The sequence below is a fragment of the Microbacterium sp. UMB0228 genome (assembly GCF_002871415.1).
GTDB lineage: Bacteria > Actinomycetota > Actinomycetes > Actinomycetales > Microbacteriaceae > Microbacterium.
Window position 1 is genome coordinate 549,345 of record NZ_PNFU01000003.1, and the last position, 24,718, is coordinate 574,062.

General features: G+C 71.0%; 22 protein-coding genes and 1 tRNA gene. 13 read left to right on the forward strand and 10 right to left on the reverse strand.

Annotation, left to right across the window (positions count from 1 at the left end; translation table 11 throughout):
* The first annotated feature begins 39 nt into the window (after window positions 1-39).
* Window positions 40-1,488 carry an NAD(P)H-quinone dehydrogenase gene (locus CJ226_RS10100; protein ID WP_025105680.1) on the forward strand — a complete coding sequence of 483 codons (1,449 nt, stop codon included), beginning with the start codon at window positions 40-42 and terminating at the stop codon, window positions 1,486-1,488.
* 85 nt (window positions 1,489-1,573) lie between these two features.
* Here CJ226_RS10100 and CJ226_RS10105 read toward each other — a convergent pair whose 3' ends face one another.
* Both CJ226_RS10105 and CJ226_RS10110 read right to left on the reverse strand, forming a co-directional pair.
* Window positions 1,574-3,340 (reverse strand): biotin carboxylase N-terminal domain-containing protein, encoded by a 1,767-nt coding sequence (locus CJ226_RS10105; protein ID WP_102209081.1) that lies wholly within the window; start codon window positions 3,338-3,340, stop codon window positions 1,574-1,576.
* A gap of 78 nt (window positions 3,341-3,418) precedes the next feature.
* Window positions 3,419-4,054, reverse strand: coding sequence for a nucleoside triphosphate pyrophosphatase (locus tag CJ226_RS10110; protein ID WP_102209144.1), 636 nt, complete (start codon window positions 4,052-4,054; stop codon window positions 3,419-3,421).
* 23 nt (window positions 4,055-4,077) lie between these two features.
* Here CJ226_RS10110 and CJ226_RS10115 point away from each other — a divergent pair, with 23 nt between their 5' ends.
* The 4 genes from CJ226_RS10115 to CJ226_RS10130 are packed head-to-tail and all read left to right on the forward strand — an operon-like array spanning window position 4,078 to window position 8,269.
* Window positions 4,078-5,322: a class I SAM-dependent RNA methyltransferase gene (locus CJ226_RS10115; protein WP_062636578.1), complete on the forward strand. Its 1,245-nt coding sequence runs from the start codon at window positions 4,078-4,080 to the stop codon at window positions 5,320-5,322.
* 43 nt (window positions 5,323-5,365) lie between these two features.
* Window positions 5,366-6,025, forward strand: a complete 660-nt coding sequence (locus CJ226_RS10120) for a response regulator transcription factor (protein WP_060923517.1) — start codon at window positions 5,366-5,368, stop codon at window positions 6,023-6,025.
* Window positions 6,015-7,250, forward strand: a complete 1,236-nt coding sequence (locus CJ226_RS10125; protein ID WP_062636580.1) for an ATP-binding protein — start codon at window positions 6,015-6,017, stop codon at window positions 7,248-7,250. Before CJ226_RS10120 ends, CJ226_RS10125 begins: the two co-directional genes overlap by 11 nt.
* Window positions 7,247-8,269, forward strand: coding sequence for a hypothetical protein (locus CJ226_RS10130; RefSeq protein WP_102209082.1), 1,023 nt, complete (start codon window positions 7,247-7,249; stop codon window positions 8,267-8,269). Before CJ226_RS10125 ends, CJ226_RS10130 begins: the two co-directional genes overlap by 4 nt.
* Window positions 8,270-8,465: 196 nt before the next feature.
* Here the strand turns inward: CJ226_RS10130 and CJ226_RS10135 are convergent, their stop codons facing one another.
* The 4 genes from CJ226_RS10135 to CJ226_RS10150 form a co-directional block, all read right to left on the reverse strand.
* Window positions 8,466-8,708: an acyl-CoA carboxylase subunit epsilon gene (locus tag CJ226_RS10135; protein ID WP_306304915.1), complete on the reverse strand. Its 243-nt coding sequence runs from the start codon at window positions 8,706-8,708 to the stop codon at window positions 8,466-8,468.
* Entirely contained in the window at window positions 8,705-10,294 is a 1,590-nt protein-coding gene (locus CJ226_RS10140; RefSeq protein ID WP_374754530.1) for an acyl-CoA carboxylase subunit beta, read from the reverse strand. The genes CJ226_RS10135 and CJ226_RS10140 overlap by 4 nt, the downstream gene beginning before the upstream one ends.
* Before the next feature lie 87 nt (window positions 10,295-10,381).
* Window positions 10,382-11,371: a hypothetical protein gene (locus CJ226_RS10145; protein WP_062636585.1), complete on the reverse strand. Its 990-nt coding sequence runs from the start codon at window positions 11,369-11,371 to the stop codon at window positions 10,382-10,384.
* A gap of 79 nt (window positions 11,372-11,450) precedes the next feature.
* Complete coding sequence (locus CJ226_RS10150; RefSeq protein WP_025105324.1) at window positions 11,451-12,143, reverse strand: NTP transferase domain-containing protein; 693 nt, start codon at window positions 12,141-12,143, stop codon at window positions 11,451-11,453.
* Window positions 12,144-12,392: 249 nt separating this feature from the next.
* On the opposite strand from CJ226_RS10150, the gene CJ226_RS18600 reads away from it, so the two are divergent.
* Genes CJ226_RS18600 through CJ226_RS10170 form a run of 3 tightly spaced genes read left to right on the forward strand, consistent with a single transcriptional unit; the run spans window position 12,393 to window position 16,280 of the window.
* A complete protein-coding gene (locus CJ226_RS18600; protein WP_308409683.1) occupies window positions 12,393-14,432 on the forward strand; it encodes an ABC transporter ATP-binding protein in 2,040 nt (679 codons plus the stop codon).
* Complete coding sequence (locus CJ226_RS10165; protein ID WP_062636591.1) at window positions 14,408-15,973, forward strand: hypothetical protein; 1,566 nt, start codon at window positions 14,408-14,410, stop codon at window positions 15,971-15,973. Before CJ226_RS18600 ends, CJ226_RS10165 begins: the two co-directional genes overlap by 25 nt.
* A 40-nt stretch (window positions 15,974-16,013) precedes the next feature.
* A complete protein-coding gene (locus CJ226_RS10170; protein WP_025105320.1) occupies window positions 16,014-16,280 on the forward strand; it encodes a DUF3039 domain-containing protein in 267 nt (88 codons plus the stop codon).
* Window positions 16,281-16,286: 6 nt separating this feature from the next.
* On the opposite strand, the gene CJ226_RS10175 is transcribed toward CJ226_RS10170, so the two are convergent.
* Window positions 16,287-17,612: a nicotinate phosphoribosyltransferase gene (locus CJ226_RS10175; protein ID WP_025105319.1), complete on the reverse strand. Its 1,326-nt coding sequence runs from the start codon at window positions 17,610-17,612 to the stop codon at window positions 16,287-16,289.
* A gap of 62 nt (window positions 17,613-17,674) precedes the next feature.
* Between CJ226_RS10175 and murI the strand changes: the two genes are divergently transcribed.
* The 4 genes from murI (at window position 17,675) to CJ226_RS10195 (ending at window position 20,899) form a co-directional block, all read left to right on the forward strand.
* Window positions 17,675-18,511, forward strand: a complete 837-nt coding sequence (gene murI / locus CJ226_RS10180) for a glutamate racemase (protein WP_102209084.1) — start codon at window positions 17,675-17,677, stop codon at window positions 18,509-18,511.
* Window positions 18,512-18,544: 33 nt separating this feature from the next.
* Window positions 18,545-19,282, forward strand: coding sequence for a ribonuclease PH (rph, locus tag CJ226_RS10185; protein ID WP_025105317.1), 738 nt, complete (start codon window positions 18,545-18,547; stop codon window positions 19,280-19,282).
* 2 nt (window positions 19,283-19,284) lie between these two features.
* On the forward strand, window positions 19,285-19,878 hold the full coding sequence (gene rdgB / locus CJ226_RS10190) for an RdgB/HAM1 family non-canonical purine NTP pyrophosphatase (RefSeq protein ID WP_062636597.1): 594 nt from the start codon (window positions 19,285-19,287) through the stop codon (window positions 19,876-19,878).
* Window positions 19,879-19,978: 100 nt separating this feature from the next.
* Window positions 19,979-20,899 carry a cation diffusion facilitator family transporter gene (locus CJ226_RS10195; protein WP_062636599.1) on the forward strand — a complete coding sequence of 307 codons (921 nt, stop codon included), beginning with the start codon at window positions 19,979-19,981 and terminating at the stop codon, window positions 20,897-20,899.
* 12 nt (window positions 20,900-20,911) lie between these two features.
* On the opposite strand, the gene ligD is transcribed toward CJ226_RS10195, so the two are convergent.
* Window positions 20,912-22,891: a non-homologous end-joining DNA ligase gene (gene ligD / locus CJ226_RS10200; RefSeq protein ID WP_102209085.1), complete on the reverse strand. Its 1,980-nt coding sequence runs from the start codon at window positions 22,889-22,891 to the stop codon at window positions 20,912-20,914.
* A gap of 57 nt (window positions 22,892-22,948) precedes the next feature.
* Between ligD and CJ226_RS10205 the strand changes: the two genes are divergently transcribed.
* Window positions 22,949-23,761, forward strand: coding sequence for a Ku protein (locus CJ226_RS10205; protein WP_025105313.1), 813 nt, complete (start codon window positions 22,949-22,951; stop codon window positions 23,759-23,761).
* Window positions 23,762-23,773: 12 nt separating this feature from the next.
* Here the strand turns inward: CJ226_RS10205 and CJ226_RS10210 are convergent, their stop codons facing one another.
* Together CJ226_RS10210 and CJ226_RS10215 are read right to left on the reverse strand one after the other, a co-directional pair.
* Complete coding sequence (locus CJ226_RS10210; protein ID WP_102209086.1) at window positions 23,774-24,538, reverse strand: DedA family protein; 765 nt, start codon at window positions 24,536-24,538, stop codon at window positions 23,774-23,776.
* Between the two features lie 78 nt (window positions 24,539-24,616).
* A tRNA-Leu gene (locus CJ226_RS10215) sits at window positions 24,617-24,698 on the reverse strand.
* Window positions 24,699-24,718 lie beyond the last annotated feature (20 nt).

The window sequence follows — 24,718 nt, forward strand, 5'->3', positions numbered from 1 at the left end:
CTAGGAAGTGGCAGGCTCCGGTGCCAGGATTGCGGAAGAATGGAGAGCATGTCTTCCACCACTTTCGAGCGCACTCAGCGCGTCGCCGTCCTCGGCGGCGGACCCGGCGGTTACGAGGCGGCCCTGGCGGCCGCCCAGCTCGGAGCGGAGGTCACCCTCGTCGAGCGCGTCGGTGTCGGCGGTTCGGCCGTGCTCACCGACGTCGTGCCGTCGAAGAGCCTCATCGCGACGGCGGACGCCGCGGTCGCCATCTCCGAGGCCAGCGACCTGGGCGTGAACTTCTACGCCAAGGGCGAGAACGGCAAGCCGCTCAAGCCGGAGATCGCCATCAACCTCGCCGCCGTGAACAAGCGTCTCGTGGCGCTGGCCGGTCAGCAGTCCGAGGACATGCGCACCACCCTCCTCGACGCGGGTGTCCGGATCCTCTCCGGTCACGGCCGTCTGGAGGGTCCGAACGCGATCGTCGTCTCCACGGGTGAGCGGGGCACGGACTTCGACCGCGTCGAGGCCGACACCATCGTCGTCGCAGTCGGCGCCTCGCCGCGCGAACTCGACTCCGCCAAGCCCGACGGCAAGCGCATCCTCACGTGGACCCAGCTCTACGACATGAAGGCGCTGCCCGAGCACCTCATCGTCGTCGGCTCCGGCGTGACCGGTGCGGAGTTCGCGTCCGCCTACATGAACCTCGGGGCGAAGGTCACGCTCGTCTCCAGCCGCGAGCAGGTCCTCCCCGGCGAGGACCAGGATGCGGCGCGGGTGCTGGAGAAGGTGTTCAAGCGCGGCGGCATGCAGGTGCTGTCCAAGTCGCGGGCCGAGAAGGTCGAGGTCACAGGCGACGGCGTCACCGTGACCCTGTCGGACGGTCGCACGGTCGAGGGCAGCCACTGCCTCATGGCCGTCGGCTCCATCCCGAACACCGCGGGCATCGGCCTGGAGGAGGCCGGCGTCGAGCTCGACGACTCCGGTCACGTCCGGGTGAACCGCGTCGCGCGCACCTCGGTGCCGAACGTGTACGCGGTCGGGGACTGCACGAACTTCTTCCCGCTGGCCTCGGTGGCCTCGATGCAGGGACGGACCGCGGTGTTCCACGCGCTGGGGGACATCGTCATCCCGCTCGAGCTCATCAAGATCACCTCCAACATCTTCACGGCGCCGGAGATCGCGACCGTCGGCTACGGCGTCAAGGACGTGGAGGACGGCCTCGCCGACGGCATGGTCTACAAGCTGCCGCTCGCCGCCAACCCGCGCGCGAAGATGATGGGCATCAAGGACGGCTTCGTCAAGCTCATCGCCCGCAAGGGCTCCGGCACGGTGATCGGCGGCGTGATCGTGGCCCCGAAGGCCTCGGAGCTGATCTACCCCATCGCGATCGCGGTCGAGCGTCGCCTCACCGTGGACCAGGTCTCGCGGGTCTTCGCCGCGTACCCCTCGCTCTCGAGCAGCATCACCGACGCGAGCCGCGCGATGCACCTCGTGAACATCTCCTGACCCCGAGACCCCGCGCAATCGCCGAGACCCCGGGCTGCAGACATCTGCAGCCCGGGGTCTCGGCGTGAAAGCGGGGTCTCGCGGGTCAGGAGATCGTGAGGAGCTGGTGGCCGGCGGAGACCGTGGTGCCCGCGGCGGCGTCGATGTTGCCCACCACGCCGTCCTTGTGCGCCTGCAGCGGCTGCTCCATCTTCATCGCCTCGAGGACGACGACGAGGTCGCCCTTGACGACCTGCTGCCCCTCCTCGACCGCGACCTTGACGACCGTGGCCTGCATCGGCGACTTCACCGCGTCACCGGAGGCACCGGCGTTGGCGACCGTGGCGTGGCTGCGGCGCGACGGCGGCACGGCCGCCGGGCGGCCGGTGGTGCCGGGCGCGACTGCGACGCGATCGGGCAGGCTGACCTCCAGGCGCTTGCCGCCGACCTCGACGACCACGGTGTGCCGGGCGTTCGCCGGAGCCGGAGCCTCCAGCTCGCCGTCCCACGCGGGGATGTCGTTGTCGAACTCGGTCTCGATCCAGCGCGTGTACACCCCGAACGTCCCGTCCTCGGCCGTGAAGGCGGGGTCGCGGACGACCTTGCGGTGGAAGGGGATGACGGTGGGCAGACCGGCGACCTCGAACTCGTCGAGGGCCCGACGCGCGCGCTCCAGGGCCTCGGCGCGGTCCTTGCCGGTGACGATGATCTTCGCGAGCAGCGAGTCGAACGCGCCGGAGACCGCATCCCCGGCCGTCACACCGGAGTCGAGGCGGATGCCGGGGCCGCCGAAGGTCTTGAAGACGTGGATGGGGCCCGGCTGGGGGAGGAATCCGCGACCCGGGTCCTCGCCGTTGATGCGGAACTCGATGGAGTGGCCCTGCGGCTGGGGGTCGTCGTAGTCGATCGTGCCGCCGGCGGCGATGCGGAACTGTTCGCGGACGAGATCGATGCCGGTGACCTCCTCGGACACCGGGTGCTCGACCTGGAGCCGGGTGTTCACCTCGAGGAAGGAGACCGTGCCGTCGGCGCCGATGAGGAACTCGCACGTGCCCGCGCCGACGTAGCCGACCTCCTTGAGGATGGCCTTGGATGCCGAGTAGAGCTTCTCGTTCTGCTCGGGCGTGAGGAACGGGGCCGGGGCCTCCTCCACGAGCTTCTGGTGACGGCGCTGCAGCGAGCAGTCGCGGGTCGAGATGATGACGACGTTGCCCTCGGCGTCGGCGAGGCACTGGGTCTCGACGTGGCGGGGCTTGTCGAGGTACTTCTCCACGAAGCACTCGCCGCGGCCGAAGGCGGCGACGGCCTCGCGGGTGGCGGATTCGAACAGCTCCTCGACCTCGTCGAGCTCGCGGGCGACCTTGAGGCCGCGTCCGCCGCCGCCGTAGGCCGCCTTGATCGCGATCGGCAGACCGTACTCCTGCGCGAAGGCGACGACCTCGTCGGCACCGGAGACCGGGCCGGGGGTGCCGGGCGCGAGGGGCGCGCCGACCTTCTCGGCCACGTGGCGGGCGGTGACCTTGTCGCCGAGCGCCTCGATCGCCTCCGGGGAGGGGCCGATCCAGATCATCCCGGCGTCGATCACCGCGCGCGCGAACTCAGCGTTCTCCGCGAGGAAGCCGTAGCCGGGGTGCACGGCGTCGGCACCGGCACGGCGGGCGACGGAGAGGATCTTCTCGATCTGGAGGTACGTCTCGGCGCTGGTCGCGCCACCGAGCGCATACGCCTCGTCGGCCAGGCGCACATACAGCGCGTCCCTGTCCTGGTCGGCGTAGACGGCGACCGAGGCGATCCCGGAGTCACGAGCGGCACGGACGATGCGGACGGCGATCTCGCCGCGGTTGGCGACGAGCACCTTCGCGATTTCAGGCATGGTTGCCAGCCTAGCGAGTAGCATCCCGATACTTTTGACGACTCTCGACAAGAAAGAGGGAAAAACGTCGAGGGGAGTCTACGACCACAGATCCGTCCACCGGACCCCGAGGTCGGCGGTGAGGCGGCGCACGGTGGACAGCGACATGCCCACCACGGTGGAGGGATCGCCCTCGACCCGGGTGATGAAGGCGCCGCCGAGGCTGTCCACGGTGAAGGCCCCGGCGACGTGCAGCGGTTCCCCCGATGCCACGTACGCGGCGATCTCCTCATCGCTGATGTCCTCGGCGAACGTCACGGCGGCCTCCGCGACGGCGGTCGCCTCGACGAGAGCCGCGCCGGGGGAGACGCGGAACACGGAGTGCCCGGAGTGCAGCACGCCCGTGGCGCCGCGCATCTCCTGCCACCGGCGCGTGGCCTCCTCCGGCGTGTAGGGCTTGCCGTACACCCGGTCCCCGAGGGCGAACATCGAGTCTCCGCCGATGACGATGCCGTCGAACGCGCCCTCGGCGGCCAGCCGCTCGGCGACGGCTGCGGCCTTGGCGCGGGCGAGCAGCAGCACCAGGTCGGCGGGTGCGACGGGACCCATGCGCTCCTCCGCCGCGGCGGCGAGGGCGTCCTCGTCCACCTCTGGCGACAGCGTGAGGGGTTCGATGCCGGCCTGACGCAGCAGCATGAGCCGGGCGGGGGAGGTGGAGGCGAGGCAGACGCGCATGGAGACCACCGTATCCTCGAAGGATGACTTCCTCCGCAGCCGACGTGCTCGATCTCGACATCACCGGCATCGCCCACGGAGGCACCTTCATCGCCCGTCACGAGGGCCGTGTGATCTTCGTCTCGGACGCGATCCCGGGCGAGCGCGTCCGTGCCCGCCTGCTGGATCCGTCCCCCGCCGCCGGGGAGCCGGACACCCGGAGCTTCTGGCGCGCCGAGACGCTCGAGGTCCTCGACGCCTCCCCGCATCGCCGGCCGCACATCTGGCCGGAGGCGGACATCGCGCACGACCCCGCCCAGCGACCCGGCGGCGCCGACCTCGGGCACATCGAGCTCGACCACCAGCGCGCACTCAAGCGACAGGTGCTGGCGGAGGCGTTCGACCGCTTCGCCGGTCCCGGCCTCGAAGCCCCGGAGATCGAGGCCGTGGAGTCCGGCGACGGGAGGGGGTGGCGCACGCGGGTGACCCTGCACGTCGACGATGCAGGGCGGATCGGTCCCTTCGCCGCCCGCAGCCACCGCGTCGTGCCGGTGTCGACCTACGCGCTCGCCCGCCCCGCGATCGCCGAGGCCGCCCTGGCCCTGCAGGGCGAGAAGCCCGGGCGCATCGAGCTCGTGGAGCCCGCGGACGGCCGCGTGCGCATCCTCCGGCACCCTGAGGCCGAGCGCCGGGCGCCCAGGGACCGCCGCCCCCGGCCCAAGCCCGAGGTGGTGCAGGAGCGCGTCGGCGACCGCACGTTCGACGTCGACGCCGGCGGGTTCTGGCAGGTGCACCCCCGCGCCGCCTCCGTCCTCGACGGCGCCGTGTACGGGCTGCTCGACGGACACGTGGAGCCGGACGCGACGCACTACGACCTGTACGGCGGAGTGGGCCTGTTCGCGCGGACTCTCGCGGATCTCGGCGGCACCGACGTCGTGACCGTCGAATCCAGCCGCCGCGCGACGCAGCACGCCGCCGCGAACCTCGCCCCGCTCGACGTGACCGCCGTCACGGCCCGGGTCGACCGCTTCCTGCAGCAGCCGCGGCGCGGGGGCGCGACGGGGGCGGTGGTGCTCGACCCGCCCCGGTCCGGCGCCGGACGCGCGGTCGTGGAGGGCGTGCATGCGCTGGCTCCGTCCGCGATCGCCTACGTCGCCTGCGACCCCGTCGCCCTCGCGCGCGACCTCGGTACGTTCCGGGGCCTGGGGTGGCAGATCGACGCGCTCCGCGGGTTCGACCTCTTCCCGCATTCGCATCACTTCGAGGTCGTCGCCCTGCTCACCCGGTGAGCGCATTCCCGGCCCCCGGTCCGCGACTCACTAGGCTGTGGGCATGAGCACCGTCGCCCTCATCGACGACCACGAGTCCGTCCGCCTCGGCCTCGAGGCCGCGTGCGCCAGGGACGGGCAGACCGTCGTGTTCACCGGGAGCACGGTCGGCTCTTACCTCGTGTGGCGGTCCTCCACGGGCGCCCCGCCCGCCGACGTCGTCGTGCTCGACCTGACGCTGGGGGATGGGACGACGGTGACGGAGAACGTCGTGTCCCTCGTCGCCGACGGCGCCAGTGTCGTGATCCACAGCGTCGCCGACCGGCCCGCAGCGGTGCGGGAGGCCCTGGCGGCGGGGGCGGCCGGTGTCGTCAGCAAGTCGTCGGCCCTCGACGACGTGCTGGACGCGATCCGCACCGTGGCGCAGGGCGAGGCGCTGAACAACGTCGAATGGGCGAGTGCGGTCGACGGCGACCGCGCGTTCGCCGATGCCCAGCTGTCCAGCCGCGAGCGGGAGGTGCTCCGTCTGTACGCGACGGGCCTGCCGCTGAAGGCCGTGGCCGAGCGTCTCGGCGTCGCGTACTCCACGGCGAAGGAGAACATCACCCGGATCCGGGTGAAGTACGTCGAGGTCGGTCGGCCGGCGCCCACCAAGGTCGATCTGCTGCGGCGCGCGATGGAGGACGGCATCGTGACGGCCGACGGGGCGCCGAGTGCCCGCTGAGCCGCTGAGCGTCCGCGACGCCTGGAGCAAGATCCCTTCTCCCGGCAGCGCGGAGAACGGCTTCGAGCGGTTCACCGGCAAGCGGATGGAGCGCATCCTCGCGATCGTCGTCGCCCTGGGGTCGGCCGTGCTCGGAGCGCAGGCGCTGATCGCGGCCGTGCAGACGATGTCCCGCGCGGACGCGCCGCACATCTCGATGCTCGTCGCCGTCTTCGTACCGCTGACCGCGATGCTCGTCGCCTGTCTGGTCGGACGCGGCGTGCGCCTGGCCGCGGGGGTGTTCGCCGTCGTGTACGTGCTCGCGCTCGCGGCGTGGCCCATCGTCGTCGACCCCACGGACAAGGTGGCGGGCGACCAGCCGTGGATCTTCTTCCTCGTGAACGTGGGCGTGGTGGCGGCGATGCTGGCCTTCCCCGTGCGGTTGCAGTTCGCGTGGGCCGTCGGCGTGCCCTTCGTCTACGGGTACGTGCGTCTGGTGCAGGGGGAGTTCTCCCGGGAGTTCTGGGTGACGACGGCGTTCGACGTCTCCTTCACGCTGATCCTCGGGGTCGTGATCGTGTCGCTCGGCTGGATGTTCCGCTCGGTCGCCGCGGGCGTGGACGAAGCGCGGGGGACGGCCGTGGCCTCGTACGCGACGGCGGCCGCGGCCGCGGCGGCGGAGGAGGAGCGGGTCGCGATGTCGGCCCTCATGCACGACAGCGTCCTCGCCGCGCTCATCGCCGCCGAGCGCGCGGAGGGCGAGCGCGCACGGGAGCTCGCCGTGGCGATGGCCAGGGAGGCCCTCACGCGGCTCGCGAACACCGAGGCCGCGGTCGCGGAGGAGGGCAGCGACGAGCCGGTGGGGGCCGCGCAGATCGTCGTGGAACTGCGACGAGCACTGTCCGAGCTGGGCGCGGACGCCATCGTGGAGGAGCGCGGCGGCAGCGGCCTCATCCCGGGGCGGGCCGCGCGGGCCCTCGTGCTCGCCGCCCGCCAGGCGATCGGGAACGCCGTCGCGCACGCCCACGGTCGTGGTCTGCACATCCTCGTCGTCGGTCACGGTGACGAGGGCATCGCCGTGACGATCTCGGACACCGGCGGCGGCTTCGATGTCGACGCCATCGGTCCCGACCGGCTCGGCATCCGCGCCTCGATCCTCGCCCGCATGGCCGGTGTGGCCGGGACCGCGCACATCTCCTCGGATGCGGAAGGCACCGTCGTGACCCTGGGGTGGGAGCGCTCATGAACCGGACCGTCCGCAGCGTCGCCACCTCGCTCGCCGTCGGCTTCGCGCTGTACTTCGTCGCCCGGGGGATCTGGTGGATCGAGCAGCCGACGGCTCCGCTGCTCATGGTCCTCGCCATCGCCGTGTACCTCGTGGTGGTGAACATCGCGATCCTCGGGAGTCCGGTCACGGTGCGCATGCCGCTGTGGTCGGCGCTCCTCGCCCTCGGAGCGAGCGCGGTCATCCCGGTGCTGGTCACCCTCTCGCTGGATCCCGACGATCGGACGGCGCCCTTCGCCACCTGGTACATCGGAGCCCTGGGGCTGCTCGGCATCGTCTGCGTGGTCCGTCGCCGCGCGTGGGCGGGCTGGGCGACGCTGGTCGTGCTCGTCGTCGCCGCCTCCGCCGCCCTCGGGTTCGGAGTGGCGTTGAACCTCGGCGTCGTGGGGTCGATCATGTGGGTCGCGGTCGCCCAGCTCCTGGTGATGTTCTGGGACCGCGCCGTGAGCGACACGGAGCGCCTGTCGGAGATCCAGCAGGCGGTGTCGGCCTGGCACGCGACGCAACGGGTGCGCCAGCGCGAGCGCCGCCTCCGCACCCAGTTCGCCCTCGCGGTCGCCGGCCCCGTCCTCAGCCGGGTGGTGGCGTCACGCGGCCAGCTCGACGAGGACGAGCGGCTGGAGGCGCGGCTCGCCGAGGGGCGCCTCCGCGACGAGCTGCGCGGGGCGGACCTGCTGAACGACGACGTCCGCAACGCGATCGATGCCGCCCGCCGTCGCGGCGCCTCGGTGACCGTGTTCGACGAGGGCGGACTCGACGGCGTCGACGAGGGCCGCCGCATGGAGATCCGCGACGAGCTCGCGTCGGTGCTCCGCAACGCCGGGACGGGGCGCATCATCATCCGCTCCGCTCGAGACCCGCTCGTCGCCGTCACCGTCGTCGGTCGCGCGGGTCTGCGGGCATCGGACGACGATTCCGTGGACCTGTGGCACGAGATCACGAGGGAGCGGCGCGGGACGACGTCCGACGCGCGGAGATGAGAGTGGGCGAGGGGCGGCGAATCCGCCTGCCCCTCGCCGTGCGGACAGTTACCCGAAAACCGTCCGCTGGTGGCCGATCAGCGTCTGTCTACCCTGGGACAGAGAGACCAGCCGAACGCGAAGCGTCTCCTCTAGTCTGCGGTCCCGAGCAACGGTTGTCTGTAGGTATTTTGGGGGACAAGATCCGGGCCGGAACTCAGCCGGCGAAACGTCCCCAGGGGATGTCCCGGCGCAGTGGTCGGCGCAGCGGACGCTGCGTACGGGTCCACGCGGAGACCCGCGGCTCCTCGACCGTCGCCTCCGCCTGCTCGTTCGCATAGGCGTCCCCCAGCACCGCGATGAGGGCAGCGAGCTCCTCCTCGGTCGCGGTGCCGCGGGTGACCTCCAGCATCACGGGCGCAGGCGCCGCCCCGTCGACGGCGGGTTCCTGGCCGCTCACAGCGGGATGTTCCCGTGCTTCTTCGGAGGCAGCTCGGCACGCTTGCCCCGCAACGCCCGCAGAGCCTTCGCGATGGCCACCCGCGTGTTCGCCGGCTCGATGATCCCGTCGAGCTCGCCGCGCTCGGCCGCGAGGAAGGGCGAGGCCACGTTGTACGTGTACTCGTTCGCGAGACGCGTACGGACCGCCGCCACGTCTTCGCCCGCTTCCTCCGCCTTGCGGATCTCCCCGCGGTAGAGGATGTTGACGGCGCCCTGTCCGCCCATCACGGCGATCTCGGCGGTCGGCCAGGCGAGGTTCACGTCGGCGCCGAGCTGCTTCGAGCCCATGACGATGTACGCGCCGCCGTAGGCCTTGCGGAGGATGACGGTCACGAGCGGCACGGTGGCCTCCGCGTACGCGTAGAGGAGCTTGGCGCCGCGGCGGATGACGCCGGTCCACTCCTGGTCGGTGCCCGGGAGGTAGCCGGGAACGTCGACGAGGGTCACGATGGGGACCGAGAACGCGTCGCAGAAGCGCACGAACCGGCTCGCCTTCTCGCCGGCCTCGATGTTGAGCGTTCCGGCCATCTGGGACGGCTGGTTGGCGATGATGCCGACCGAGCGGCCCTCGATGCGTCCGAAGCCGATGACGATGTTCGGGGCGAACAGCGGCTGCACCTCGAGGAAGTCACCGTCGTCGACGACGTGCTCGATCACGGTGTGGATGTCGTACGGCTGGTTCGGGGAGTCCGGGATGAGGGCGTTGAGGGTCCGGTCGGCGTCGGTGGTCTCGAACTCGAACGCGCTCTCGTACGAGGGCAGCTCCGCCATGTTGTTGTCCGGCAGGAAGCCGAGGAGCGTGCGCGCGTAGTCGATCGCGTCGTCCTCGTCCTCGGCGAGGTAGTGCGCGACGCCGGAGCGCGTGTTGTGCGTGTAGGCGCCGCCGAGCTCCTCCATGCCGACGTCCTCGCCCGTGACGGTCTTGATCACGTCGGGTCCGGTGACGAACATCTGGCTGGTCTTGTCGACCATGATGACGAAGTCGGTGAGGGCGGGGGAGTAGACCGCGCCGCCGGCCGCCGGGCCCATGATGATCGAGATCTGCGGGATCACGCCCGAGGCGCGGGTGTTGAGGCGGAAGATCTCGCCGTACTTGCCGAGGGCGACGACGCCCTCCTGGATGCGGGCGCCGCCGGAGTCGAGGATGCCGATGCAGGGCATGCCCCCCGCCAGCGCGAACTCCATGATCTTGACGATCTTCTCCCCGGCGACCTCGCCCAGCGAGCCGCCGAAAGTCGAGAAGTCCTGCGAGTACACGGCGACCGTGCGGCCGTGGATGGTGCCGACGCCGGTCACCACGGAGTCGCCGTACGGACGCGAGCGATCCATGCCGAACGCGGTGGTGCGGTGCCGCACGTACTCGTCGAACTCGACGAAGCTGCCGGGATCGACGAGGAGTTCGATGCGCTCGCGGGCGGTCATCTTGCCCTTGGCGTGCTGCTTCTCCTTCGCCTTGGCCTCGGCGTCGACGACGGCCTCGGTGTAGCGAGCGCGCAGGTCCGCGATCTTTCCGGCGGTGGTAAAGGGGTCGGGCTTGTCCGTCACGGATTCCACCCTAGCGTCGGCTCCGCGCCGTCCGTTGGATGATCGGCACAACGGGGCGGCGGATCCTTTGGCGAGGTGCGCGCCCGCTCACCCCGCGGTCGTGTCGGAACCCGGTCGTGGCGGCAACCCGTGATCGCCATCGGCGGGACCGGCGTCGAGTTCCTCCGTGGGGTGCTCGCGTCGGCGACCGGCGATCTCGCCGACCCGGTGTCCGACCCATCCCGCGCCGCGTGCCACGGTGCCCGCGGCTCCCGCGACCGCGTTGCCGGCATAGCGCGCTCCGCGCAGCATCCGCAGCTCCACCTTCTCGGCACCGGGCACGGGCTCCAGCTCCGCGGGGAGGGTGAGAGGCGCGGCCCCGAATGCCCGGTGCGAGGTGGTGAGGACCCGGCGTCCGAGGATGTGGTTGCCCGCGCCGCCGATCGCCGCACCGATCCCGAACGGCATCGCCTTGCCGAGGAACGACGCCCCGCCCCTGGTCGCGAACTGCTTCACGAACATCCCTTTGAGCTGGTCCACGAGCGGCCCCACGGCGGCGCGGGGGAGCGACTTCGTCACCAGCTCGCCCCAGTACGCCGATCGGCTGCTGCCGCGACCGGTGACCTGCCGGGCGAGCTGTCCGACGAGGTCGACGCCCTCCTTGCCGAGCATGAGGGTCATGACGAGAGCGCGTGCGCGGTCGGGGTTGCCGACGGCGATGCCGTGCACCTCGGCGACCGACTGCGCGAAGAGGGCGGTGGATTCCACGAATCCCACCGTTTCGACGCCGGAGAGGGCGAGCGTGATGCCCGTGCCGATACCGGGGACCACGGCGGTCGCCCCCACCGCGGCCCCGCCCGTCGTGACGGCTGCGAGATAGCGGCGCTCCAGGATCCGGATGATCTCGTCGGGGGTCGCGTGCGGGTTGCGCAGCCGGATGCTGCGGATGTGGGCGAGGACCAGCGGGCGCTGGATCGAGAGCACCCGATCGAGCCCGCGGACCATCATCGGGTGTTCGGGGGAGCCGACCGGCGGCACGCCCTTGTCCCACGGGGCGTCGTCCGGCAGGGAGTGGATCTTGTGCACCTTGGGGGCCATGTGCCGATCCTATGAAGCGCGACCGCGAAAACACCGAGAGCCCCGGTCCGTGGCGGAACGGGGCTCTCGGAGGGGAGCGTCACACGAAGAGGTTCGCGCGCTCCAGGTCTTCCGCGAAGTCGACCTCGACCGCGTACAGGTCGGAGACGTCCATCGGCTCGAGCAGCAGGCCGTCCTCGGCGATCGCCAGCTCGAGACCGCGCTCGAAGTAGTCCTGATCCTCGACCCGCTGCAGCTGGCGCATGAACGCCTTCTTGAAGCCGGAGGAGATGTAGTTGATGCCGACCGCCTCGCCGAGGCCGCCCTTGACGGACTTCGACAGCTCCTTGATGAAGCCCTCCGCCGTGACGGTGTACTTCACCTCTTCGTCGCTGACCTTGGCGGTGTTGACGGTGACGAACGACTGGTCGCGCTCGATGTACGCGGCCGCGCGGCCGAGGATCATCGGGTCGAAGACGACATCGCCGTTCATCCACAGCACACCGCTCCTGCCGGTGGCGCCCAGGGCGCGCAGGAGGCTCTTCGAGGTGTTCGTCTCGTCGTAGCGGTCGTTGTGGACGTAGTTCACGGAGGGGAAGGCCTCGATGATCGTCTCCGCGCGGTAGCCCACCACCGTGGTGATGCGGGCGTCGGAGCCGAAGGCGGCGCGGATGTTGTCGTGCTGCTGGCCCATGATCGTGCGGCCGTCGCTGAGCTCGGTGAGCGGCTTGGGCAGCGCGCGGCCGAGGCGGGAGCCCATGCCCGCGGCGAGGATGACGGTCTGAAGAGTCACGAATACTCCTAAAGGAAGTTGTGTTCACGGCCGGTTCACCGACCAGACACTTCGTCGTGCCGGGAATCATGGTAGCGATTCCCCCTGGAAAGCCCGGGGCCAGGGGGGTCCCGTTGCCATTTCGTGACCGAGTACACACGCAACGCACAGGGACGACAACCCCCTTGCGAAACCCGCGGAGAAGGGGTTCGGGCGGCGGAATCGGGCGTGGGGCCTTGGCTCTCAGCCGCCCGTTGATACCGTAGGACGGTGACTTCCTCCCCTGATGACCCCACCCCCCAGGCAGAGGGAGCCGAGACTCCGGCCGAGGCCTCCGCGCCCGTTCGGAAGCCGGCCGCCAAGAGGCCTGCCTCGTCCTCTGCCGCCGCGAAGAAGGCGGCCGCGACCTCGACCGCGGGCACGTCCGCCGCGGACGCGTCGCCGACGAAGAAGAAGACCGCAGCGAAGACCTCCACGGCGAAGTCCACGGCGGCGAAGACCACGAGCGCGAAGACGACGACCTCGAAGACCGCGGCCTCGACGTCCACCGCTGCGAAGGCCACGGCGGCGAAGTCCCCGGCTGCGAAGACCACGAGCGCGAAGTCGCCTGCGACGAAGACCACCGGTGCGACGTCGACCGCGGGCAAGACCGCGGGTGCGAAGCCCGCTTCGGCGAAGACCACCACGACGAAGTCCTCCACGACGAAGTCGTCCGCGGCGAAGTCCTCCGCGGCGTCGAAGGCACCCGCGGCGAAGGCTTCCGCGGCGAAGAAGACGGCCGCCACGCGGCCCGCGCCGACCAAGGCTGCGGCCGAGAAGGCGGCCCCCTCGTCCGAGGTCGTGGTGGAGCCCACGCCCGCAGCGAGCGTGGATCCCGCCGCTGCGCGCACGGCCTCCGCAGCCCGAACGGCCGCGATGAAGAACACCGCGGCGCGCACCACCGGCTCGAAGCGTCCGTCCGCGACGACCACGAAGCCGAGTACGGCTGCCGCCAGGACGACGGCCGCCAAGACGGCTGCGGCCAAGGCCGCGGCGGCGAAGACGGCCGCCGCGAAGGCATCGGCGGCCAAGACGACGGCCAAGACCACCGCCGCCAAGACCGCTGCGGCGAAGGCGGCCGCGGCCAAGGCGGCTGCCGCGAAAGCCGCGGAAGCAGAGGCGGCGGAAGCAGAGGCGGCGGAAGCACAGGCCGCGGAAGCACAGGTCGCGGAAGCCGAGGCCGCTGCGGAGACGCAGCCGGAGGACTCCAGCGCCGTGTCGTCGCCGACCGCGTCCGCAGAGGCCATCGACACCGAAACCGCCTCCACCGAGGCGGCGGCGTCGGACGACGGAACCGCCGAACCTGCGACGCTCGTCGAGGACCCCGCGGTCATCGAGGACCGTGCCACGGAGCCCGCCGTCGAGGTGTCCGACACCGCTCTGCCGGTGACGACGGAGCCTGCACCGGAAGACGGCCGCGTCGCGGAGGTCGAGATCGTCGAGGTGGTCGACCCGGTGATCGCCGAGGAGCCACCGGCAGAGACCGCTGACGACGCGGCGGCGGAGCCCGGCACCGAGGCCATCCGCATCCGCGGCCTCGTGAAGCAGTTCGGCGAGAACCGCGCGGTCGACGGCATCGACCTCACCGTGCCCGCGGCCTCCTTCTACGGCATCGTGGGGCCGAACGGCGCCGGCAAGACGACGACCCTGTCGATCGTCGCCGGCCTCCTGCGCGCCGACGAGGGCAGCGTCCTCATCTGCGGCATCGACCAGGCGACCGACCCGCTCGCCGCGAAGCGCGTGATGGGCGTGCTGCCCGACCGGCTGCGCACGTTCGACCGCCTCACCGGGCGTCAACTGCTCTACTACTACGGACTGCTCCGTGGGCTCGCCGCCGACGTCATCGAGAAGCGCACCGGCGACCTCGCCAGGGCCTTCGACCTCGGCGACGCCCTGAACCGGGTGGTGTCCGACTACTCGGCCGGCATGACGAAGAAGATCATGCTCGCGGGCGCGATGATCCACTCGCCCCGCGTGCTCGTCCTCGACGAGCCGTTCGAGTCCGTCGACCCCGTGTCGTCCGCCGTGATCCTCGACATCCTGCGGGCGTACGTGTCGCACGGTGGCACGGTGATCCTGTCGAGCCACGGCATGGACCTCGTGGAGCGCGTGTGCTCCCGGGTGGCGATCATCGTGAACGGCGAGGTGCTCGCCGAGGGCACGATCGACGAGGTGCGCGCAGGCCAGACGCTCGAGTCCCGATTCGTGGAGCTCGCGGGCTCCAGCGGCGAGGTGGAGGGGCTCGAGTGGCTGCACACGTTCTCCGACTGAGGTTCGCGCTCCTCCTGGGCGCCCTGCGCGGGGAACACCGGGTGCGCACCCTGCTCTCCTTCGGCGCGGTGATCGCGGTCACCGTGGTGGTGTGCGTGGCGGTGTTCAGCCTCGGCGGCGCCCCGGTCCCGGTATCCAAGGCGGTGACCGTGCTCGGCGGGGCGGCCGTCCTTCTCGGCTTCCTCGTGGGGCCGCTGCTCGTGGGGGCCGTCGACCAGCTCGATCCGCGGCGCTTCGCGGTGTTCGGCGTCGACGAGCGGAAGATGCCCTGGGTGCTCGCGGTCGCGTCGCTCGTCAGCGTCCCGAGCCTCGCGCTCCTCGCGGTCTACATCAGCGTGACCGTCGTCGCGATCGGGGCCGGTGCGCCGTGGTTCCCGGCCATCCTCCTGGCGCTGATGGGGCTGCTGTCGACCATCCTCCTCTCGCGGGTCGGGATGGCGCTCAACGCGCTCCTGCTTCCGGAGCGCCGCTCCCGGGAGCTGACCGCGTTGTTCGCCCTTGCCCTGATCGTCATCGCGTTCCCCGTCGCCGTGTTCCTCGGCTCCCTCCGCTGGGACGGCGAGGTGCCGGCATCGCTGGCGACCCTGACCTCCGTGATCGGCTTCACCCCGCTCGCCGCCTCGCCGGCGGCGATGTTCGCGGCGGCAGAAGGGGAGACGGCCGCGGCCTGGGTCAGCGGCCTGGTGGCCGTCGTCACCCTGGCGCTGCTGTGGCTCGCCTGGACCTGGTTCGTGCGTCGACTGCTCACCACGACCGAGCGTCCGGTGGCGGCACGGGAACGGAGCGGACTCGGCTGGTTCGGTCTCCTGCCCTCGAACGCCTTCGGCGCCATCGCGGCGCGGAGCCTCGTGTACTGGCTGCGCGACCGCCGGTACATCATGAACATCATCGTGGTGCCGGTGGCGGGCGTGCTCACCGTGTTCCCCCTCATCGTCGCGGGTGTGCCGGTCGAGATCGCCGCCCTCGTGCCCGTGCCCGTCATGGCCCTGTTCTTCGGCTGGCTGCCCCACAACGACGTCGCCTACGATTCCACGGCCCTGTGGACCCACGTCGCGAGCGGCGTCCGCGGTCTTCCCGACCGTCTCGGGCGCCTCGTGCCGGTGCTGCTCGTCGCCGTCCCCGTGCTGGCGATCGCGGTGCCGCTCTCGCTGCTCCTCGCCGGTCGGTGGAGCCTGCTCCTGCCGCTCGTCGGTCTCGGAGCGAGCCTGCTGTTCAGCGCCCTCGGGATCTCCAGCGTGGTGTCCGTGGTCGCGCCCTATGCGGTCTCCCGCCCGGGGGACAGCCCGTTCCAGCAGCCGCAGCGGCCGACGTCCCGCGGCGTGTACGGCCCCGCGGCGGCGTTCCTCGGCGCGATCGTGCTGAGTGTGCCGACGATGTGGCTGTTCGCGGCGAGCATCGTCGCCGATTCCGGCTACGCGCCCGCCGCCTTCTGGGTCGGCATCCTCACCGGCATCGCGGTGTTCCTCGGGGGAGCCGTGCTCGGTGGTCGCATCTTCGAGCGCAGTGGCGAACGTCTGATGGAGTTCGTCGAGACCGCGTGAGACCGCCCCGCCGAGGGGGAGACGCGGCTAGAATCGCGGGATGAGTACTCCGCTGGACAGCCCCGATCAGGGCGGCGTGGCAACGCTTGATCGCGAACTGGAAGAACTCCTCCGCGAGGAGAACATCGAACCGGGCGACCACGAGCGCTTTTCGCACTACGTGAAGAAGGACAAGATCCTCGAGTCGGCGATCACGGGCAAGCCCGTCCGCGCCCTCTGCGGCAAGAAGTGGACGCCGGGCCGCGACCCCGAGAAGTTCCCGATCTGCCCGACGTGCAAGGAGATCTACGAGTCGATGGTCCGCTGACCCCGGTCAGTCGGCCTCGACGTAGACCGTCGGGATCGCGGGGTCGGACTTGCTGAGCGCGAGCGCGCGCACCGGCAGCTCTTCGCGGACGCGCAGGTGGTGCGCGCGGGCGGCGGCGGTCCCCGCAGCACCCTCGAAGGCGCTGTCGATCTCCCCGCCGTCGACGAGGGTCACCTGGAGCGGGCGCCCGTCCGGGTGCTCGGCAGGAGTGTCCAGCGCTTCGAACCCGTCGGAGACGACGACCGTCTCCGCCGCGGCGACTCCGTCGCTGAGCGTGCGGAACGCCGCCTTGCGGCCGCCGAACGAGGCCTTGTCGGCGGACGCCTTGGCGACCCCGATCCACGAGCCGTCGGCATCCTGCCGGGCCACGAGCTTGTAGACCATGCTCGCGGTGGGATAGCCGGAACCCGTCACGACGGACGTGCCCACGCCGTACGCGTCCACGGGCGACGCGGCGAGAGCGGCGATCGCGTACTCGTCGAGATCGCTCGTGACCGTGATGCGGGTCTCGGTGGCGCCGAGCTCGTCGAGCTGTGCGCGCACCTCCGCGGCGACGATCGGGAGGTCGCCGGAGTCGATGCGGACGCCGCCCAGCCCGGTCCCGGCCACCCGGATCGCGGTCTCGACGCCGGTGCGGATGTCATAGGTGTCCACGAGGAGGGTGGTGTCCACGCCCATGCTCTCGACCTGCGCGCGGAAGGCGTCCTCCTCGCTGTCGTGCAGCAGGGTCCACGAGTGGGCGGCGGTGCCCATGGTCGGGATGCCCCAGGAGCGACCGGCCTCGAGGTTGCTCGTGGCGCCGAAGCCGGCGATGTAGGCGGCCCGCGCGGCAGCGACCGCCGAGCGCTCCGCCGCGCGGCGCGAGCCCATCTCGGCGAGCGGCCGCTCTCCGGCGGCGATGCTCATGCGCGCGGCGGCCGTCGCGACGGCGGAGTCGTGGTTGAGCACGCTCAGCGCCAGGGTCTCCAGGACCACCGCGTCCGCGAACGAACCCTCGACCGTGAGGATGGGCGACCCGGGGAAGTAGAGCTCGCCCTCGCGGTAGCCGCGGATGGTCCCGGTGAAGCGGTAGCGCTCGAGGGAGGCGAGGGTCTCGGCATCGACGACGTGTTCGTCGCGGAGGAAGCGCAGCTCGTCGTCACCGAAGCGGAAATCGCGCAGCAGCCCGAGCAGTCGCCCGGTGCCGGCCACGACGCCGAAGCGACGTCCGCCGGAGAGACGCCGGGAGAAGAGCTCGAAGACGCTCGGGCGGGACGCGGTGCCGTCCCGGAGCGAGGCGGCGAGCATCGTGAGCTCGTAACGGTCGGTGAGCAGCGCCGTCGACGTGGTCATGCGCTCAGCTTAGTGAGGCCAGGATGCACGCGGCGCCGCGCACGCGGGTAGGCTGGGGAGTCATGAACGACGCGCCCATCGGGATCTTCGACTCCGGTGTCGGCGGGCTCACGGTGGCCAGGGCCATCCGGGCCCAGCTGCCCCGCGAATCGTTCGTCTACATCGGCGACACCGCCCACTCGCCGTATGGCCCCAAGCCCATCGCCGACGTACGCCGCTACGCGCTCGAAGTGCTCGACACGCTCGTGGACCAGGGCGTGAAGATGCTCGTGATCGCCTGCAACACCGCCTCCGCGGCCATGCTGCGCGATGCGCGCGAGCGCTACGACGTCCCGGTGGTCGAGGTGATCGGTCCGGCCGTCCGGCGTGCGGTCTCGACGACGCGGAACGGTCGCGTCGGCGTGATCGGCACCGTCGGCACCATCGGCTCGCGGGCGTACCAGGACATGCTCGAGGTGAACGAGCGCCTGCAGGTGTTCACGGCGGCCTGCCCCCGTTTCGTCGAGTTCGTCGAGGGCGGGGTGACCGGGACCCCCGAGGTGCTCGCCGTGGCCGAGGAGTACCTCGCGCCGCTGCGGGAGGCCGACGTGGACACGCTCGTCCTCGGCTGCACGCACTACCCGTTCCTCCGTGGTGCCATCAGCTACGTCATGGGGGAGGGCGTGACCCTGGTCTCCAGCGACGACGAGACCGCGGGTGACGTGTACCGCCAGCTCGTGCGCGGCGATCTGCTGGCACCGCCCGACGCCACCGCGACGTACGTCTACGAGGCCACGGGCGACTCCGCCGACGACTTCACGGCGCTCGCGAACCGGCTCATGGGCCGTGAGGTGCGCGACGTGCAGCTCGTCCAGACCGGCGTCATCACGCTTCCCGATTCTGCCCTCGACGCGCGCTGAGCCCGTCCCTCCATCCCCGACCGAGAGAAGCACATGACCGACATCGTCCGCGCCGACGGCCGTTCCACCTCGCAGCTCCGCGAGATCACCATCGAGCGCGGCTGGAGCGCGCAGGCCGAGGGCTCGGCTCTCATCAGCTTCGGCGGGACGAAGGTGCTGTGCACCGCCTCGTTCACGAACGGTGTGCCTCGGTGGCTCACCGGCAAGGGCAAGGGCTGGGTCACGGCCGAGTACGCGATGCTCCCGCGCGCGACGAACAGCCGCAACGACCGGGAGAGCGTGAAGGGGCGCATCGGCGGCCGCACGCACGAGATCTCCCGCCTCATCGGTCGCGCTCTCCGCGCCGTCGTCGACACCAAGGCGCTGGGCGAGAACACCATCGTCATCGACTGCGACGTGCTCCAGGCCGACGGCGGCACTCGCACGGCGGCGATCACCGGCGCCTACGTCGCCCTGGCGGACGCGATCGAATGGGGCCGGGACAAGAAGTTCATCGGCAAGAACTCGACGCCGCTGCTCGACTCGGTCTCCGCGGTGTCGGTCGGCATCGTCGACGGGGAGCCGATGCTCGACCTCGCCTACGTCGAGGACGTGCGTGCCGAGACCGACATGAACGTCGTCGTGACCGGCCGCGGCCTGTTCGTCGAGGTGCAGGGAACCGCCGAGGGGGCGCCGTTCGACAAGCGCGAGCTCGACGCGCTCCTCGACCTCGGGGTCGCCGGCTGCGCGGAGCTGAAGGACCGGCAGCTCGCCGCTCTGGCGGGAGCCTGAGCATGCGCGTCGTCCTCGCGACCCACAACCCGCACAAGGTGGCGGAGTTCCAGCAGATCGTGCAGCAGACGCGGCCCGACCTGGAGGTCGTCGGCTACGACGGTCCCGAGCCGGTCGAGGACGGGGTGACGTTCGCGGAGAACGCCCTCCTCAAGGCGCGAGCGGCCGCCGCGCACACCGGCCTCGCGGCGCTCGCCGACGACTCCGGCATCTGCGTGGACGTGCTCGGCGGGTCGCCCGGGGTGTTCTCGGCGTACTGGGCAGGACAGAAGAAGGACGCCACGGCGAACCTGGAGCTGCTGCTCGACCAGCTGCGCGACGTCGCCGACCCGCATCGCTCGGCGCACTTCACCTCGACCATCGCCCTCGTCCTCCCGGACGGTCGCGAGCACGTCGTCGAAGGGATCTGGCCCGGACGCCTCGCCCACGACGCCTCCGGGGGCGGCGGTTTCGGCTACGACCCGATCTTCATCCCGGACGGCCAGCCCGACGGCGCGGAGCGCACCGTGGGAGAGTTCACGGCGGAGGAGAAGCAGTCGCAGTCGCATCGCGCCCGCGCCTTCACGGCGCTCGTGCCGCTGCTCGCCGCGCTCTGAGAATCCCGCAGAAGAACCCCTGCTGACGGTGAGAATCGTTACTGTTCCCGACTAGGCGGAAACGGCCTCTCCGCACCCGATGCCGGGCTAGCCTGGGGGCATGCACGATCACGCGCCCGCGCCCGGCGGTCTCCGTTCGGCGAGCAGCCGTCGCCTGCTCGCGATCTCGCTGACCCTCACGGCGACCGTGATGATCGTGCAGGTCGTCGGAGCCCTCCTCACGGGCTCGCTCGCGCTGCTCGCGGACGCCGCGCACATGTTCACGGACGCCTCGGCGCTCGTGATCGCCCTCATCGCCGCGACCGTGGCGGCGCGTCCTGCGGACGACCGCCGGACGTTCGGCTACCAGCGGGCCGAGGTGTTCGGCGCGCTCATCAACGCGGTCATCCTCATCGCCCTCGCCACCGTCGTCGCCGTGCAGGGGGTGCAGCGGCTGCTGAACCCGGCCGAGGTCGAGGTCGCCGGCGGGCTCATGCTCGTCGTCGCGGTCGTCGGCCTCGTCGCCAACGCGGTGTCGATGTGGCTGCTCAGCCGGGCCCAGCGCACGAACCTGAACGTGCGGGGCGCCTACCTCGAGGTGATGGGCGACCTGCTCGGCTCGCTCATGGTCATCATCGCGGCGGGCGTGATCCTCGTGACGGGCTGGATGCCGGCCGACGCGCTCGCCTCGCTGTTCATCGCGGCGATGATCATCCCGAGGGCGTTCGTGCTGCTCAAGGAGGTGTTCTCCGTGCTCGCCGAGTCGGCCCCGAAGGGCATGGCCGTCGGCGAGATCCGAACCCACCTGCTCGGCTACGACGGCGTCGTCGGGGTCCACGACGTTCACGTGTGGCAGCTCACCCGCGGTGCGCCCGTCTTCACCGCGCACGTCAGCGTGCGACCGGACCTGCTGGCGGACGGCCGCTCGGCGGCCCTGTTGTCGGAGATGCAGGCGTGCCTCGCGGATCACTTCGACGTCGCGCACTCCACGTTCCAGATCGAGCCGGCCGAGCAGAGCGACTGCGAACCGCACCACGCCTGAGCGGCGTGCCGCTCACGCCTCGACGGTGATCTCGTCGACGGTCTTGTCCGGGCGCAGACCTCGCCAACGCGCGTGCCGGAGGATGCCGTCCGGCGTCCAGTTCGCGAACTCCACCTCGCCCACGAGCTCGGGTCGCACCCACAGGGCGTCGGAGGCATCCGGTCGGGGCACGCCGTCGAGCGGTGCCCGCGGCACGCGCAGCGGCTCCAGGCGCGCGAGGAGATCGCGAAGGATCCGGTCGGTGAATCCGGTGCCCACGCGGCCGATGTAGCGGAGGTCGCCGCGCTCCGGGACCGCGAGGAGGAGAGAGCCGAGAGTGCCCTCCCGCTCGCCCTTTCCCGGGCGGATGCCGACGATCACCGCCTCCTGCATGCGGGTGTTCTTGAGCTTGAGCCAGGAGGGCGAGCGCTGGCCGGCGCGGTACCGCGACGCCGGATCCTTCACGACGACGCCTTCCAGACCGAACTCCTCGCTCGCGGCCAGCGCCGCGTCCACGTCGTCGAAGACGGGTGGGACCTGGATGGGCGCGTCGACTCCCGCCACGATGTCGCCCAGGAGCGTGCGGCGCTCGCGGAGCGGCATCCCGGTGAGGTCATGGCCGTCGAGGCGGAGCAGGTCGAACAGCATGTACACGACGGGTGTGCGCACCACCTCGCGCTCGATCTCCCGGGGCCGGGTGAGGTGCATGCGGTTCTGCAGCAGGGAGAAGCTCGGCCGGGCGGCGCTGTCGAAGGCGACGATCTCCCCGTCGACGATCGCCTCATCGACCGGGAGGAACGGGGCGCCGTCGGCCGTCAGCTCGGGGTAGCGGGCGGTGATGTCGGTGCCGCGACGGGCGTGCAGCGACATGTGCCCGTCGCGCCAGGTGCCGATCGCACGGATGCCGTCCCACTTCACCTCCACCCAGGACGGGGTGCTGAGGTTTCGAGCGATCGCGGGGGTGCCGTTCTCGGCGAGCATCGGGGCCAGGGAGGGGAGGGTGGCCCCGGCGGGTGACGGCGCGGGCGCGGCGAGGGGCCGTCCGCGGCGGGTGGGGGCGGGGGCCGCCGCCCGGATCGCGGGAGCCGGGGTCGAGGCGGGCGCGTTCGAGGGCAGTGCCGGAGCGTCGGGGCGGAGCGACGAGAGGGGGTCGAATCCCGCAGCCGCGCGTGCGAGCACGTCGTCCAGTTCGAGGTGGGCGAGTCCAGGGTCGTCGAGCTCCTCCCACGTGCGCGGCGCCGCGACGCCGGGGCGCGCGCGCCCGCGCAGAGAGTACGGGGAGATCGTCGTCTTCTTGCCGTTGTTCTGGCTCCAGTCGAGGAACACCTTGCCCCCGCGCACGGCCTTGGACATGACGCTCGTCGCGAGGTCCGGGTGGTCGTTCTCGATGATGCGGGCCAGTTCTTTGACCACGGCGGAGACCTCGGCGCTGGTCTGCTCGCCGGGCAGGGACGCGTAGAGGTGGATGCCTTTGCTGCCGCTCGTCACGGGCAGGGGGTCGAGGCCCATGCCGGTGAGGAGCGTCCTGGCGATCCGGGCGACCTCGGCGCACTGCGCCAGGTCGGCGCCGGGTCCGGGGTCCAGGTCGAGCACGAGACGGTCGGGGCGACCGGGCAGACCCTCCGGGGTGAACCGCCATTGCGGCACGTGCAGCTCGATCGCCGCGACCTGCGCGAGCCAGACCAATGTGGGCACGTCCTCCACCAGCGGATACGCCTTGGGGCCGTCGGAGTGCTGGATGTCCTGCCGCGGGATCCAGTCCGGAGCCCCGGGCTCGAGCTGCTTCGTGAAGAACGAGTCTTCGGGAGCCGCGGCGGTGCCGACGCCCTCGACCCAGCGCTTGCGGGTGACCGGGCGGCCGTCGAGGAGCGGGAGGAGCAGGGGTGCGATGGCGGTGTAGTAGGCGATGACCTCGCCCTTGGTCGTGCCCGTCTCCGGATAGACGACCTTGTCGAGGTTGGTCACGCGCAGTCGTCGGCCGTCGACCTGTACGACCTGCGCCTCTCCCACCATGGAGCCAGCGTAGTCAAGGGGTGGTCGTGACGGGTGGGGCTGGTGTCTACTGGTGTGATGAGGACGATCTGGAAGGGCGCCCTGACGTTCGGGCTGGTGAACGTGCCGGTCAAGGTGTACTCCGCGACCGAGGACCACGACGTGCCGCTGCATCAGGTGCACGACAAGGACGGTGGCCGCATCCGCTACCAGCGGACGTGTGAGGTGTGCGGCGAGACGGTCGCCTACTCCGACATCGACCGCGCCTACGTCGACGACGGGCAGACGGTTGTGCTCACCAAGGACGACCTCGCCGCGCTGCCGGCGGAGAAGAGCCGCGAGATCGACGTGGTGGAGTTCGTGCCCTCGGAACAGGTCGATCCGCTCACCCTCGACAAGCCGTACTACCTGGAGCCCGACTCGAAGTCGCCCAAGGCGTACGTGCTGCTGCGCAAGACCCTGGAGCAGACCGACCGAACAGCGATCGTGCGGTTCACGCTGCGCCAGAAGACGCGCCTCGCCGCCCTGCGCGTGCGGGGCAAGGTGCTCGTGCTCCAGACGCTCCTGTGGTCGGACGAGGTCCGGGAGGCGGAGTTCCCGTCTCTCGACGAGGACGTGCGGATCTCGAAGAAGGAGCTGGAGCTGTCGTCCTCCCTCGTGGACAGCTATTCGGCCGACTTCGATCCCGAGGAGTTCGTCGACGAGTACCAGAAGGAGCTGCGCACCCTCATCGACGCGAAGATCGAGGCCGGGGAGACGTTCGATGTGGCCGAGACGTTCGGCGGCGACGGCGAGAAGGCGGCGGACGGCGGCGAGGTCATCGACCTGATGGAGGCGCTGCGCGCGAGCGTGGCCCGCTCCAAGGAGAAGCGCTCGAAGAACGCGGGCTGACCCGCGACGGGATCAGTGCTTGCCGTCGCCGTCGAGGTCGGGGGCCCGGTCGAACACGTCGGCGTCGAGGACGAGTTCCTCCGCCTCCTCGTGGTCGGTCACGACGTCTTCGCCTGCGGCCGCGGCCTTCTTCGCCTTGTGGCGCTCGGTGAGGTAGTGCCACAGGGTGACGATCGCCGTACCGCCGACGGCGATGAGCAGGATGATGTCGATGTACTCGACGACGAGGTGCCGGATCCACGGGATGTAGGCGATGAGGTAGCCGACCATCGTGAGCCCGAAGCCCCAGATCATCGCTCCGATGAAGTTGTAGAGCGAGTAGCGCCGCCACGGCATGTGGCCCACGCCGGCCGCGACCGGAGCGAACGTGCGCACGATCGGCACGAAGCGCGCGAGGATCACGGTGAGGCCGCCGAAGCGCTCGAAGAACGCGTTGGTGCGCTCGACGTTCTTCTTGCTGAACAGGCCCGATTCCTTGCGTTCGAACACCGCGGGGCCGCCCTTGTGCCCGATGACGTAGCCGAGCTCGCCCCCGATGAACGCCGAGAGGGCGATGAGCAGGGAGACGACCCAGATGTTCACGCCGAAGACGTTGCTCGTGTGGGTCAGCAGGCCCGCGATGATGAGCAGCGTGTCACCGGGCAGGAGGAAGCCGACCAGCAGACCGGTCTCGGCGAAGATGATGAAGCAGACCACGAGGAGCGCCCACGGACCCGCCGCCCCGATGATCGTCTGCGGATCGAGCCACGGGATGAGCGCGGTGGGGGCGTGCAGCATGCTTTCGAGCACTGGCGGGATTCCCGTCGGTCGTGAGGTGTCGGCGGTGGAGCGATGCGGGCGCCGAAGCACCCGTCGTGCGGAAGGTGGGACTTGAACCCACACGCCCTGGGGCACAGGAACCTAAATCCTGCGTGTCTGCCAATTCCACCACTCCCGCGCGGTGGCTTCAGTCTACTG

What these genes read in the sequence shown, in the direction of transcription:
- CJ226_RS10120 (WP_060923517.1), top strand. Translation starts at nt 5,366, where the DNA reads ATGAGCACCGTCGCCCTCATCGACGACCACGAGTCCGTCCGCCTCGGC.
- rph (WP_025105317.1), top strand. Translation starts at nt 18,545, where the DNA reads ATGACCGACATCGTCCGCGCCGACGGCCGTTCCACCTCGCAGCTCCGC.
- murI (WP_102209084.1), top strand. Translation starts at nt 17,675, where the DNA reads ATGAACGACGCGCCCATCGGGATCTTCGACTCCGGTGTCGGCGGGCTC.
- CJ226_RS10175 (WP_025105319.1), bottom strand. Translation starts at nt 17,612, where the DNA reads ATGACCACGTCGACGGCGCTGCTCACCGACCGTTACGAGCTCACGATG.
- CJ226_RS10105 (WP_102209081.1), bottom strand. Translation starts at nt 3,340, where the DNA reads ATGCCTGAAATCGCGAAGGTGCTCGTCGCCAACCGCGGCGAGATCGCC.
- CJ226_RS10170 (WP_025105320.1), top strand. Translation starts at nt 16,014, where the DNA reads ATGAGTACTCCGCTGGACAGCCCCGATCAGGGCGGCGTGGCAACGCTT.
- rdgB (WP_062636597.1), top strand. Translation starts at nt 19,285, where the DNA reads ATGCGCGTCGTCCTCGCGACCCACAACCCGCACAAGGTGGCGGAGTTC.
- CJ226_RS10100 (WP_025105680.1), top strand. Translation starts at nt 40, where the DNA reads ATGGAGAGCATGTCTTCCACCACTTTCGAGCGCACTCAGCGCGTCGCC.
- CJ226_RS10210 (WP_102209086.1), bottom strand. Translation starts at nt 24,538, where the DNA reads ATGCTGCACGCCCCCACCGCGCTCATCCCGTGGCTCGATCCGCAGACG.
- CJ226_RS10110 (WP_102209144.1), bottom strand. Translation starts at nt 4,054, where the DNA reads ATGCGCGTCTGCCTCGCCTCCACCTCCCCCGCCCGGCTCATGCTGCTG.
- ligD (WP_102209085.1), bottom strand. Translation starts at nt 22,891, where the DNA reads ATGGTGGGAGAGGCGCAGGTCGTACAGGTCGACGGCCGACGACTGCGC.
- CJ226_RS10130 (WP_102209082.1), top strand. Translation starts at nt 7,247, where the DNA reads ATGAACCGGACCGTCCGCAGCGTCGCCACCTCGCTCGCCGTCGGCTTC.
- CJ226_RS10145 (WP_062636585.1), bottom strand. Translation starts at nt 11,371, where the DNA reads ATGGCCCCCAAGGTGCACAAGATCCACTCCCTGCCGGACGACGCCCCG.
- CJ226_RS10205 (WP_025105313.1), top strand. Translation starts at nt 22,949, where the DNA reads ATGAGGACGATCTGGAAGGGCGCCCTGACGTTCGGGCTGGTGAACGTG.
- CJ226_RS10115 (WP_062636578.1), top strand. Translation starts at nt 4,078, where the DNA reads ATGACTTCCTCCGCAGCCGACGTGCTCGATCTCGACATCACCGGCATC.
- CJ226_RS10195 (WP_062636599.1), top strand. Translation starts at nt 19,979, where the DNA reads ATGCACGATCACGCGCCCGCGCCCGGCGGTCTCCGTTCGGCGAGCAGC.